Source organism: Enterobacter cloacae complex sp. P12RS (assembly GCF_014895875.1).
Lineage (GTDB): Bacteria > Pseudomonadota > Gammaproteobacteria > Enterobacterales > Enterobacteriaceae > Enterobacter > Enterobacter bugandensis.
The window spans coordinates 270,390-283,357 of sequence record NZ_JADBQO010000009.1 but is presented as its reverse complement, the minus strand read 5'-3'; the positions used below and the strand labels follow the sequence as shown (position 1 = coordinate 283,357).

Annotated in this window: 11 protein-coding genes; 6 read left to right on the top strand and 5 right to left on the bottom strand. The window is 54.5% G+C overall.

Annotation, left to right across the window (positions count from 1 at the left end; translation table 11 throughout):
* Window positions 1-32 precede the first annotated feature (32 nt).
* Both IM284_RS07980 and hemB read right to left on the bottom strand, forming a co-directional pair.
* Window positions 33-1,733, bottom strand: coding sequence for a lysophospholipid acyltransferase family protein (locus tag IM284_RS07980; RefSeq protein WP_047367587.1), 1,701 nt, complete (start codon window positions 1,731-1,733; stop codon window positions 33-35).
* 72 nt (window positions 1,734-1,805) lie between these two features.
* On the bottom strand, window positions 1,806-2,780 hold the full coding sequence (gene hemB, locus IM284_RS07975) for a porphobilinogen synthase (RefSeq protein ID WP_045259875.1): 975 nt from the start codon (window positions 2,778-2,780) through the stop codon (window positions 1,806-1,808).
* Window positions 2,781-3,225: 445 nt separating this feature from the next.
* Here hemB and IM284_RS07970 point away from each other — a divergent pair, with 445 nt between their 5' ends.
* Together IM284_RS07970 and IM284_RS07965 are read left to right on the top strand one after the other, a co-directional pair.
* On the top strand, window positions 3,226-6,000 hold the full coding sequence (locus tag IM284_RS07970) for an autotransporter outer membrane beta-barrel domain-containing protein (RefSeq protein ID WP_045259876.1): 2,775 nt from the start codon (window positions 3,226-3,228) through the stop codon (window positions 5,998-6,000).
* 89 nt (window positions 6,001-6,089) lie between these two features.
* Entirely contained in the window at window positions 6,090-6,716 is a 627-nt protein-coding gene (locus IM284_RS07965; protein WP_028012114.1) for a helix-turn-helix domain-containing protein, read from the top strand.
* A gap of 2 nt (window positions 6,717-6,718) precedes the next feature.
* On the opposite strand, the gene ampH is transcribed toward IM284_RS07965, so the two are convergent.
* The gene (ampH, locus tag IM284_RS07960; RefSeq protein WP_047367588.1) at window positions 6,719-7,879 is read right to left on the bottom strand and encodes a D-alanyl-D-alanine-carboxypeptidase/endopeptidase AmpH; all 1,161 of its coding nucleotides are present in this window, start codon (window positions 7,877-7,879) and stop codon (window positions 6,719-6,721) included.
* A gap of 204 nt (window positions 7,880-8,083) precedes the next feature.
* Here ampH and IM284_RS07955 point away from each other — a divergent pair, with 204 nt between their 5' ends.
* The 3 genes from IM284_RS07955 (at window position 8,084) to IM284_RS07945 (ending at window position 11,064) form a co-directional block, all read left to right on the top strand.
* Entirely contained in the window at window positions 8,084-8,617 is a 534-nt protein-coding gene (locus IM284_RS07955; protein WP_041911110.1) for an isochorismatase family protein, read from the top strand.
* A gap of 114 nt (window positions 8,618-8,731) precedes the next feature.
* Window positions 8,732-9,952, top strand: coding sequence for a peptide antibiotic transporter SbmA (sbmA, locus tag IM284_RS07950; RefSeq protein WP_028012117.1), 1,221 nt, complete (start codon window positions 8,732-8,734; stop codon window positions 9,950-9,952).
* A gap of 14 nt (window positions 9,953-9,966) precedes the next feature.
* Complete coding sequence (locus tag IM284_RS07945) at window positions 9,967-11,064, top strand: DUF1615 domain-containing protein (protein ID WP_045259878.1); 1,098 nt, start codon at window positions 9,967-9,969, stop codon at window positions 11,062-11,064.
* On the opposite strand, the gene IM284_RS07940 is transcribed toward IM284_RS07945, so the two are convergent.
* Window positions 11,061-11,360, bottom strand: a complete 300-nt coding sequence (locus IM284_RS07940; RefSeq protein ID WP_014882725.1) for a DUF2755 family protein — start codon at window positions 11,358-11,360, stop codon at window positions 11,061-11,063. The two genes, IM284_RS07945 and IM284_RS07940, sit on opposite strands and share 4 nt — an antisense overlap.
* A gap of 249 nt (window positions 11,361-11,609) precedes the next feature.
* Between IM284_RS07940 and IM284_RS07935 the strand changes: the two genes are divergently transcribed.
* A complete protein-coding gene (locus IM284_RS07935) occupies window positions 11,610-11,840 on the top strand; it encodes a DUF2754 domain-containing protein (protein WP_028012119.1) in 231 nt (76 codons plus the stop codon).
* On the opposite strand, the gene ddlA is transcribed toward IM284_RS07935, so the two are convergent.
* Window positions 11,837-12,937: a D-alanine--D-alanine ligase gene (ddlA, locus tag IM284_RS07930; protein WP_047367589.1), complete on the bottom strand. Its 1,101-nt coding sequence runs from the start codon at window positions 12,935-12,937 to the stop codon at window positions 11,837-11,839. The genes IM284_RS07935 and ddlA overlap by 4 nt on opposite strands.
* Window positions 12,938-12,968 lie beyond the last annotated feature (31 nt).

Here is a 12,968-nt window from a genome sequence, read left to right as displayed (position 1 = left end):
CCCGGCGAAAACGGTGCACAATTGCCGGCCAATTAAAGGTGCGCCTCAATATACCGCTGATAGCGGTTCGCCTTCAGGTAGCACAAATCCACCAGCACCAGACCGTCTATGCAGTTGTTGAACGCCGGGTCGCTGCCAAAATCAATAAACTGCACGCCGCCGGGCTCGCATAGCTCGGAATACTGTTTATACAGCGGCGGTATGCCGCAGCCCAGATTGCCGAGCAGGGATTTCAGCTTTGTCAGATCGTCCACGTAATCCACGCCGCCAAACTGTGCCAGCACGTCCGGTAACGACGCCGGATACGGCTGACGTGACGCGGCTAGCGGATGCGTCGCGGGGAACCACAGGCGGTAAAAGGCGACCAGCAGATCCCGTGCCGCAGGCGGTAAGCCGCCGGAGATGGAGACGGGGCCAAACAGGTAGCGATAATGTGGGTAACGCGCCAGGTAAGCCCCGATGCCGGACCATAAATAGTCCAGACCGCGACGCCCCCAGTAGCGCGGCTGAATAAAGCTGCGCCCGAGCTCAATGCCGTGCTCAAGCACGTCCTGCATTTTGTCGTCGTAGTGGAACAGGCTGTAGCTGTACAGACCTTCAACGCCGCGTTTTTCGATCTGCATGGCCGTCGGCATAAAGCGATACGCCCCGACGATCTCCAGATCCTCTTCATCCCAGAGGATCAGGTGCAGATAATCGTCATCGTAGCTGTCGGTGTCCCGGCGTTTACCGCTCCCTTCCTCCACCGCGCGAAACGCAATCTCGCGCAGGCGGCCCAGTTCGCGCAGAAGAGGCGCCTCTTCCTGCCCGTTGCGCTGCCACAGGTAGATGGTTTTACCGTCGCTGGTTTTACCCAGGCACTCCGCCTGCGCCAGCTCGCGTTTCAGGGTGGCCCGGTCTTCCGGACGGGCAATGGCGCACTGGGTTTTGAAGACGCCAGGCAATCCCTTGCCAAGACGCATCACGTGCTGACGGCACTGCTCGGCCATCTCACGTGACGAAAGCGTGGCGCTATGCCAGTGATGCCAGGCGATTTGCTGGCCGATTTTAATCGGCAGCTGGCTGTGGCGGCGGCGGAACATCTGCTGCATTAGCAGCAGCATCGGCAATGTCGGCGACACCAGCGTGCTGGCATAAAAGAGCAGGCTGTTATGCGCCTGAATATGCACCGGCAGCAGCGGGGCGCGCAGCTTGCTGGCGAGTTTGATAAAGCCGGAGTGCCATTTTTTATCGCGAATGCCTTTGCGCGTGGGGCGTGAAACTTCACCCGCCGGGAAGAAGATCAGCACGCCCGCGTTTTGCAGATGCTGCTCCATCTGAACCAGAGACGATTTCGCCGTCCTGCCGCCCATATTGTCCACCGGAATAAACAGCGAACTGAGAGGCTCAAGGTGGGTCAGCATCCGGTTGGTCACGACTTTAACGTCGCGCCGCACGCGGGAGACAGCGTACATCAGCGCCAGCCCGTCCAGCGTGCCTGTCGGGTGGTTGGCAATAATAACCAGCGGGCCATGTTCGGGGATTTGTTCGAGATCGCGGGCGGAAACGGTGCAGAGAATATCAAGGTGCTCCAGAACTTGCTCCACCATATCCAGTCCTTTCAGGTGGCGGTGAGCGGCGGCAAACTGCTGGAATTCTTCTTCGTAAAACAGCCTTTTTAACAGACTTTTTTGCCAGGGTGCAGGCCTCGCCTGAGGCCAAAGATCGTCGAGAACGCTATCGAGGCTAAACATGATTACTCCTCCTGCCGTCTTGCGAAGACAGTAGAAGGAGCAGATGTCGGTTGTATTGCAGTTTGGTGAAGATTAGCGGAGGATTTTTTTCTCGGCCAGATCCAGCGCGAAGTAGCTGAAGATCAGATCCGCGCCCGCGCGTTTGATCGCGCCCAGGCTTTCGAGGATCACTTTCTCTTCGTCGATGGCACCGGCCAGCGCGGCGAATTTGATCATCGCGTATTCACCGCTCACCTGGTATGCCCCCAGCGGCAGTTCGGTGCGCTCGCGGATGTCGCGCAGGATATCGAGATAGGCGCCAGCCGGTTTCACCATCAGGCAGTCTGCGCCCTGGGCTTCATCAAGCAGGGATTCACGAATCGCTTCCCGGCGGTTCAGCGGGTTCATCTGGTAGGTCTTACGATCGCCCTTCAGCGCCGTACCCGCCGCTTCACGGAACGGGCCGTAGAAGGAGGAGGCAAACTTGGTGGAGTAGGACATGATGGCGGTGTCGGTAAAGCCTGCCGCATCCAGCGCCTGACGGATAGCCTGAACCTGTCCGTCCATCGCCGCAGACGGCGCGATGAAGTCCGCACCCGCAGCGGCAGCCACGACCGCCTGCTTGCCGAGGTTCAGCAGGGTGGCATCGTTGTCCACGCCGTGATCGCACAGCACGCCGCAGTGCCCGTGGGAGGTGTATTCGCAGAAGCAGGTGTCGGACATGACCACCATTTCTGGCACGGTATCTTTGCAGATGCGGGACATGCGGGCCACAAGGCCATCTTCTTTCCATGCATCGCTGCCGGTGGCGTCGGTATGGTGGGAGATGCCGAAGGTCATCACCGAGCGGATCCCCGCGTTGGCAATGCGTTCGATCTCACGCGCCAGGTATTTTTCAGGAATGCGCATCACGCCCGGCATGGCTTCGATGGCTTTGTAGTCATCAATCTCTTCTTCAACAAAAATCGGCAACACCAGATCGTTTAAGCTCAGTGTTGTCTCTTCAAACATGGCGCGCAGTGCGGGTGACTTACGCAGGCGGCGGGGACGTGCAATTAAATCGGTCATGGTATGCCTGATGTTTGTGGAACAAAGAAGGTTAGTGTACCTCAAAGTGAAGTGAGGTGTTTTACTAAAGTGGGCATTTTGATACCGATTAATGCGGCCTGTCTATGATTGCCACTGAATTATATATAATTAACTAATCCTGCGGAATGTCGGTTCGAATTATTGATGTTAATTCTATTACGAAGGGAATGTATAAATAAAAATGATCTGTTTATAAAACTTATATCACCTTTGCTTGTTTAGTTTATTTTGACTTTTTCTTTATAGTATTTATATTTAGCGCTCTTTTTCTCTCGTTTTACATCTGCTGATTGTCTGGATACGGACTTAAATGAATCATTCATTGAACCTTTTCTGAATGAAACTGCATAATTCACTCCGCAATTAAACATTGCTAATTGATTTACGGACAAACATGCTTACGTCCCTGAGGAGGGATGACCCAATGCAAACATGGAAAAAGAAACTGGTTGTATCTCAACTTGCATTAGCTTGTACGCTGGCTATCGCTTCTCAGGCTAATGCGAAAGATATTTCCGGTACGACATATAATACTTTTGGATATGATAATACCGCATCTACGCCGTGGTATTATGGCTACGCAGATTGGGATTACTCGGATGCCACCCATGATGGTGACATTTATCCGGTCATCAATAAATCAACCGTAAACGGTGTTATTTCGACTTACTATCTGGATGATGGGGTCAATGGCCGTGCGAATGCGTTGAGTATTTCTAACAGCACCATTAACGGCATGATCACGTCAGAGTGTATGACCACGACGTGTGCAGATGGCGTGGATACTGACGGCACCAGTCATACCCAGTACGATCGTTTTAGCCTGACCGTTGATAACTCCACCATCAACGATGCCTACGAGCATTACGCGTATGATGTCGTCAATGGCGAGAATACTGAAACGCATTATCTGGACACCTATGGTCTGGGTAACGCAATTACCCTGGACGTTGAATCTGATATCGTTATTCAGAACAACTCCCACGTCGCGGGTATTACGCTGACGCAGGGTTATCAGGAACTGGATAACACACCATACGACGGCGTTGAAGGCGTTGCTAACAGCAGCAATGTCTTTACCGATACGCTGGTGGTGAAAGACTCCGTGCTGACCTCTGGTGCGTACAGCGATCTGGGCACCAACGGGTTCTACGGTCAAACGGCGAAGCCGAGCGACTACGGTGAAACCAACGCCTCGGCTGCGGATGATGCGGCGCTGATCGTTGCGGCCGGCGCGTCTGATAACGCCATGCAGACCACCGCTACCTTCGATCACTCTACCGTAACGGGTGATATTCTTTTCTCCAGCACCTTTGATAACAACTTCTACGAGAATGGCGATCCGGCAACGGATACCACTGAAGATGGTGTCTATAACCCAACCACCAACGGCTGGGACGGTACCGATACACTGGATGTTACGCTGACTAACGGCAGCAAGTGGGTCGGTGCAGCGCAGTCCAGCGTTGAAGCTATCGGCACTGCGCAGATGTATGGCCAGGGCTACAGCAACGTTGACTGGCACGCTCTGTCCCCGAACAGCATCTGGCCTGATTCTACCTTCGACAGCAACGGTCACGTTGCCGGTGAAGAGGTGTACCAAAGCGGCCTGTTCAATGTGGCGCTGGATAACGGTTCCGAGTGGGATACCCGCAAGGTCTCCAACATTGATGCGCTGACGGTGAACAACCAGTCTCAGGTCAATGTTGAAAACTCCGGCCTGCTGGCGGATTCAATCACCCTGACCAATGCTTCAACCATGAATATTGGCGACAGCGGAGCCGTGGCAACCGACAGCCTGTATCTGGACAGCTATAGCCGTGCGGCACTGACTGAAGAGACAGCAGAGCTGTATGCCAACACCATTACCGTAGACAACGGTGCCGAGCTGGCGCTGGGTCTGGGTCAGGTTGATACGCACAATATGGTACTGACCGATGGCGGCGTGCTCAACGTTGCCAGCCGCGATTATGTGCTGAACAGTGATCTGAACAACGCACGCTATATCACCAACGATCGCTACAACGCGGAGTATGACTACGGTGTTGTCGCGCTGAACTCCGACGGCCATCTGGCGGTGAACGGTGACGTTGCCGGTAACTACAAGGTGCGCATCGACGATGCAACCGGCGCTGGTTCAGTTGCCGACTACAAAAACAAAGAGATCATTCGCGTCTACGACAATAACGCAGATACCGCAGCCAGCTTTACTGCTGCAAACAAAGCTGATTTAGGTGCTTATACCTATCAGGCGCAGCAGGAGGGTGACACCGTTGTTCTCCAGCAGAAAGAGCTGACTGACTACGCCAACATGGCGCTGAGCATTCCTTCTGCCAACACCAATATCTGGAATCTCCAGCAGGATACCGTGGGTACGCGTCTGACCAACAGCCGTCATGGCCTGGCAGACAACGGCGGAGCGTGGGTGAGCTATTTCGGCGGCAATTTTGACGCGGATAACGGCACCGTCAGCTACGATCAGGACGTAAGCGGCATTATGGTCGGTCTGGACACGCAGATTGACGGTAATAATGCGAAGTGGATCGTCGGTGGTGCAGCTGGTTTTGCGAAAGGCGATATCAGCGATCGTACGGGTCAGGTCGATCAGGACAGCCAGACTGCGATGATCTACGCGTCTGCGACGTTTGCGAACAACGTCTTCCTCGACAGCTCACTGAACTACACCCGCTTTAACAATGACCTCTCTGCAACCATGAGCAACGGTCAGTATGTTGACGGTGATACCACCTCTGACGCTGTCGGCTTCGGGATGAAGCTGGGCTATGACTGGAAACCAAACCTCTCAGGCTATATCACCCCTTATGCGGCGATTTCCGGCCTGTTCCAGTCAGGCGACGACTACCAGCTGAGCAACGACATGCGTATCGATGGTCAGTCTTACGACAGCATGCGTTATGAACTTGGCCTGGATGCGGGTTATACCTTCAACTACGGCGGCGAACAGGCGCTGACCCCGTACTTCAAGCTGGCTTACGTCTATGACGATGCTGACAATAATGCTGATATCAACTCTGACAGCATTGATAACGGCGTCGAAGGCTCTGCGGTTCGCGTTGGGCTGGGCACCCAGTTCAGCTTCACCAAAAACTTCAGTGCTTACACCGATGCGACTTATCTGGGCGGCGGCGACGTTGACCAGAACTGGGGAGCAAACCTGGGTGTGAAATATACCTGGTAAATAGAAAGCGCGGGGGATATTTTCCCCCGCTTTTTTATATGGTTTAAAAATAATAAAGAACCGACAGATACAGATGCTTTGAGGTATGCATGAACGTTAATGCGAAACCACTTTCTGAATTAAGCCGGCTCGCAAAATGTCTGGAAGTCGCCGGTACCCCCTTTAAGATCGAACCACAGCAATTAATAACAACCGGCAATAATGATGATGAGCCATTTACTTTTGTAATACAGTCTGGTCTTACCGCTATCCATCGTAAATCTGATGAACTTCTGATGGGCATTGCGCAGGCACCTTTTATCTATGGTTTGAATGCATGGATAAATGATAGTTATCTGGAATATTCCATGATGACACACACAACCTGTTCTGGATTTTATTTACCGGTCTCTGCCACGCGTCAACTTATTCAGCAAAATCATCTCTGGCAGGATGCTTTCTGCTGGGTGTCATGGATTAACCATATTCTGGGCAAGCGTGACCTGCAGCTGGTGGGAAATAACTCTTATAGTCAGATCCGGGCGATGTTGATCAATATGGCCGAGTGGGATGACTCGCTGCGCTCAAAAATTGGCGTTATGAATCATATTCAGCGTAGCACACGTATTTCACGTTCGGTCGTTGCAGAAGTCCTGGCTGCGCTGCGTCAGGGGAACTACATCAATATGAGCCGGGGCAAGCTGGTCAGCATCAACCGCTTGCCCACGGAATATTAAGATCAGTTAGACGCAGTAAGCACCTGGGCTTTATTGGCGCTCAGTTCGGTCACCAGGTTATTGATGCCGTCACTCATATTAACGAAGCGCGTGTTCGGAGAACGGGTGACTACCACAAACGCGCCCACGTTGGACTGCGGAATCATTGCCATGTAGGTAATGAATCCGCCGCCGCCGCCGGTTTTCTGAATGATGCCCGGACGGCCATTTTTCGGTGCCATATAGACCCAGCCCAGGCCGAGCGCATCGGCTTTACCCGGCACGTCCATCCCGATGACGCGATGCAGCTGAGTACGCTGATAGATAAGAGTCTGCATACGATCGGCCTGGCTGCTGCGGGAGTAAAAATCCGAAGAAAGGAACTGCTGCATCCAGCGCATCATGTCGCCAGGGGTGGAATAGACCCCGCCGCTGCCCACGGCCGCCAGCGTGTTGTTACAGGGGCTTGCGCCTTTCTCTGCCACCATCAGGCGTTTGCACTGGTCCGGGGAAGGGGTAAAGGTGGTGTCTTTCATGCCCAGCGGACGTGTGATCTGCTCTTCAAACAGCTGCGGGTAAGGTTTGCCCGCCGCCGTTGAAAGCGCATCCGCCAGCAGATCGAACGCCAGGTTCGAGTAAGAGGCCTGCGAGCCCGGGGCGGATTTCAGCGTGGCGGTGCTCAGGTAGTTCCAGCGCTGTTGGCGCGTTGGCCAGACAAAAACGTCGCGGTGCGCCGCGCCGCCCGGCTGCTCGCGCGGCAGAGCGCTGGTGTGCGTCGCGAGGTTCACCAGGCGAATTGGCGTGCCCTGATACGTCGGCACGCGGGCACCCGGCGGGGCGTATTTGCTGAGCGGATCGTCGAGCTTTACCACGCCCTGGTCGAGCAGCTTCACCAGCATTTCGCTGGTCATCAGCTTGGTTAAGGACGCGACGCGCACAACGGAATCCAGCTGCGGACGAACGTTATTACCTGGACGCGTTTCACCAAAGCTGCGGAAAACGCGCTGGTTGCCGTCGATGACCACCATTGCCATCCCGGTCGCGCCGCTGCCGTAATAGATAAGGTTCGCGTAGCGATCGGCAATATCGGAAGCCAAAACGGGCGCCGTCAGCGGCTGGGCTGCCTGGGCGGTGGAGAAGCTCACCGCACACAGCGCGGCAAAAGAGAGCAGACAACGTTTCAACGAAAAGCATCCATGAAGTGAATGAGGAAAGTAATGGGTATTTATACTACTAATCGGCACCGTGCAATGCCCCGAATAGCATAACCATAGCGAGAAAAACGTAACCATGGGTAAATATGAAGAATTTCCCTGCGAGCGCTCTCCCATTTTGTGACATCGGGCTTATGATAGGCACCAGTGTTACTCAATCTTGCGGAGAACGGTATGTCTGAAAAGCGTGTGGTAATGGTGGTTGATATGCAGAACGGGGTGTTTGAAACCCCGCGTCATCAGCGCGAGACGTGTGTCTCTCTGATCAACCAGCTTACGCAGGCTGCTGACACGGTGATTTTTATTCAGCATGCCGAGGCCGGGGGGCTGGAAGAGGGAAGTGACGGGTTTGCGTTGCTGCCTGAACTCCATCAACCTGCCGGCGCGCTGTACGTGACCAAAACCGCCTGCGATGCCTTCTATAACACCGGGCTTGAGGCGCTGTTACGCGAGCAGGGCATTCGCGAGTTTGTCATCTGCGGCTGCGCCACCGATTACTGCGTTGACGCCACGGTCAAGAATGGCGTCAGCCGGGGTTACCACATTACCGTGGCGGAAGATGCCCACACCACCGCCAACCGCCCGGCTGCCGAAGCACAGATCCTGATTCACCACCACAACGACGTCTGGCGAAACTTCATTGCGCCAGCGAACCCTGTCGCGGTGAAACGCACCGAAACAATTCTCGAAAACTGGAAAGCGAACTAATAATCAACCCACGGGTCTGACCTTTTTGCCCGAGCCGGGGTCCGGCTCGGGCAAGGTATTCGTGTGGTAATGTGTTGAGCACAGCAACAACCATAACAACAAGAAGGAAGTATCATGTTTAAGTCTTTTTTCCCAAAGCCGGGGCCTTTTTTCCTGTCGGCATTTATTTGGGCACTGATCGCAGTCGTGTTCTGGCTGGCGGGCGGCGGTGCATGGCTGACACGCATCGTGGGGGCGACAGGCGAGGTGCCGATTAGCGCGGCGCGCTTCTGGTCGTTTAGCTATCTGCTGTTTTATGCCTATTACGCGCTGTGCGTCGGGCTGTTTGCGCTGTTCTGGTTTAATTATTCCCCTCATCGCTGGCAGACGTGGTCCATTCTCGGAACGTCGCTGATTATTTTTGTCACCTGGTTTCTGGTCGAAGTGAGCGTAGCCATTAACGCGTGGTATGCCCCGTTCTACGATCTCATCCAGAAAGCGCTGAGCGCCCCTAACAGGGTGCCAATTGGCGAGCTTTATAATCAGTTAAAAATATTTATGGGCATTGCGATGATCGCTGTCACCGTGGCGGTGCTGAATAATTTCTTCGTCAGCCATTACGTCTTCCGCTGGCGTACGGCGATGAACGAATTCTACATGACCCACTGGGAGCGTCTGCGCCATATTGAAGGTGCTGCTCAGCGTGTTCAGGAAGACACCATGCGTTTTGCGTCAACGCTTGAGGATATGGGCGTCAGCCTGCTTAATGCCATCCTGAAACTGTTTGCGTTCTTACCGATTCTGGTCGCGCTTTCTCCGCATATTTCAGCATTGCCGATTGTCGGACATTTACCGTACGGCCTGCTCATCCCGGCGCTGATTTGGTCGCTTATGGGCACAGGCCTGCTTGCCGTCGTCGGGATTAAGCTGCCGGGCTTAGAGTTTAAGAATCAGCGTGTGGAAGCGGCCTATCGTAAGGAACTGGTCTACGGAGAGGACGACCCAACGCGCGCTGCGCCCCCGACGATAAAAGAGCTGTTCCGCAACGTCCGTTTCAACTATTTCCGGCTCTATTTCCACTACATGTATTTCAATATTGCCCGTATTTTCTATCTGCAGGTCGATACTGTTTTTGGACTATTCCTGTTGTTCCCGTCTATTGTTGCGGGAACAATCACGCTGGGCTTACTGACCCAGATTACCAACGTGTTCGATCAGGTCAGAAACTCGTTCCAGTATCTGATCAACTCCTGGACCACGCTGGTTGAACTGATGTCCATCTACAAACGTCTGCGCAGCTTTGAACATGAGCTGGACGATCGGGACCTGCAGGAAGTCACCAACACATTTAGCTAATACAGGGAGTTGCTATGTCTTTTGCCGTACCGCGTGCGTTACCGCTTTCCTTGCTGGCTGCCCTCGTTCTGGCGGGCTGTGCCGAAAAAGGGGCTGCTCCGCTTAAAAAGGGCGAGAAGCCCGTGGATGTCGCAAGCGTTGTGCGGCAAAAAATGCCCGCCAGCGTGAAGGATCGCAATGCGTGGGCGGATGCGCTGGCAAAAACCTTTGAAAGCCAGAAGATTGCCCCAACCGAGGAGAATATCTGCTCGGTGCTGGCGGTGGCGCAGCAGGAGTCGATGTACCAGTCAGACCCGGTGGTGCCGGGTCTTAACAAAATTGCCTGGAAAGAGATCGACCGCCGCGCGGAATCGATGCATATCCCGGTGTTCCTCGTGCATACCGCGCTGAAAATCACCTCGCCAAACGGCAAAAGTTACAGCGAGCGGCTGGACACGGTGAAAACCGAAAAACAGCTCAGCGCCATCTTTGATGATTTCATTAACATGGTGCCGATGGGGCAGAAACTGTTTGGCTCACTGAACCCGGTTCACACCGGCGGCCCGATGCAGGTGAGCATTGCGTTTGCCGAGAAGCATACCGACGGCTACCCGTGGGAAATTGACGGTACGGTGCGTCAGGAGGTCTTCTCTCTGCGCGGCGGGCTGTGGTTCGGCACGTATCATCTGCTGAACTATCCGGCGAACTACAGCGAGCCCTTGTACCGCTTCGCAGACTTTAACGCGGGCTGGTATGCCAGCCGTAACGCGGCGTTTCAGAGCGCGGTTAGCCGCGCAAGCGGCGTCAAGCTGGCGCTGGACGGCGATCTTATCGCCTACGGCAGCAGCGAGGCGGGAAGCACCGAGCGGGCGATCCGGAAATTATCGACAACGCTTGATATGAGCAACAGCGACATTCGCCGTCAGCTTGAGAAAGGCGACAGCCTGGCATTTGAGAAAACGGATCTCTACAAGAAAGTGTTTGCGCTTGCCGATAAGAAGAGTGGGAAAACGTTGCCGAGGGCAATTCTGCCGGGGATTCAGCTGGAAAGCCCGAAGATCACGCGTAACCTGACCACCGCATGGTTCGCAAAACGCGTGGACGATCGCCGGGCTCGCTGTATGGGGCTTTAATGGCGACGACGAAAGCGCAGGACGAGCGCGACAACGCCTAAAATCATACACCCCGCGAGGAAGGGAACGAGGCCAAACAGCGTGCTCACGCCAAACCCGATTTCAACCCGCGGGCGTCCGTTATCCTGCACCTGCATCAGGTGTTCATAAACGCCCGGCGCGTGCACCAGCATATTAAGCAGCTGGGAGCCAGCCCAGAAGCAGAACAGGACAAACAGGGCATACGCGATATTACCCGCCGTGGAGGTTTTTGGTTTGCCGCCAAAAATCGGTTTCGACAATGTAAAGTCAGCCATGTTGACCTCCCGAAATATCACTCTGTTTTAATACGCGTCTTACGGGGTGAGTTTGACAGGTCATCGCATTTGTCAATATCAGAATCGTGGTAATTTTCGCTCAGGATTTCTCCTGGATTGTTGATTTCTGCAGCATGTCACAATTTGTTAACTTAAATGAAACTGCACCGCATTTCAGAATTTCCGCATCTGCCACAGACCTGGCGGTGAAACTGTGAGAGGATGTCTTTTTTTCCTGCCGGAGTTGTTATGAAACTCACGTCCAAACTTCGCCGTGACTGGCACTACTACGCCTTTGCTATCGGGCTGATCTTTATTCTTAACGGCGTCGTGGGGCTGTTGGGATTTGAAGCGAAAGGCTGGCAAACCTATGCCGTGGGCCTGGTGACCTGGGTAATCAGTTTCTGGCTGGCAGGGCTGATAATCCGCCGCCGTCCGGAAGAGACGACAGCGGAGGAGACGGCTAAGGGTGCCGATTAGCCGTTAACGGAACTTTTCAGGGCGCTGTCGGCGGCATGACGCTCCAGCGCCAGCTCGATCAGGCGGGTGATCAGCTCAGAGTAGCCAAGCCCGCTGGCCTGCCACAGTTTAGGATACATGCTGATATTGGTGAAACCCGGCAGCGTGTTGATTTCATTGATCACCACCTCGTTCTCCGGCGTCAGGAACACGTCCACGCGCGCCATGCCGCTGCAGCCGAGCGTCTGATAGGCCTGAATGGCGATCGCCCGGATCTTATCGTTAATGGCCGGATCGATATCCGCAGGAACAACAACCTGGGCGCCTTTATCATCAATGTATTTGGTGTCGTACGAGTAGAAGTCGCTGTTTAAGACCACTTCACCGCAGGTGCTGGCCTGTGGGAAATCGTTGCCCAGCACCGCGCACTCAATTTCGCGGCCTTTGATCCCCTGCTCAACCACCACTTTATGGTCGAACTCGAATGCCAGACGGACGGCTTGCGTGAACTCTGCTTCGGTGGTGACTTTGCTGACGCCCACGGAGGAGCCCTGGTTAGCTGGCTTCACAAACAGCGGCAGACCCAGTTCAGTGCTAATTTGCGCGAAGCTGTGCTTGTCGCGGTTGGCGCGGGTGAGCGTCACGAACGGCGCGATATTCAGCCCGGCATCGCGCAGCAGGCGTTTGGTGACGTCTTTGTCCATGCAGGCGGCGGAGCCCAGCACGTCCGAGCCCACGAACGGCAGGTTGGCCATACGTAACATTCCCTGCAGGGAACCGTCTTCGCCGAGGGTGCCGTGCACGATGGGGAAGACCACGTCGATCTGGGCGAGAGCCTGCGCGTTGCCGGCGTCGATGAGCTGACCCTTCACGACGCCGGGTACGGTGGCGACGCTAATTTCCGAAGGATTAAGGGCGATGTGTGCCGGATCGTGGGCATTCAGCAGATACTGGCTGGCATCGTTAACATGCCACTGGCCCTGTTTATCAATGCCCAACAGCACCACGTCGTAACGGCTTTTATCGATCGCATCGACGATATTTTTAGCCGATTGCAATGACACCTCGTGCTCCGCTGATTTTCCCCCAAAGACAATACCTACGCGCTGCTTTGCCATCTCACTCTCTTCCAGTCTGACGAAAAGCCAA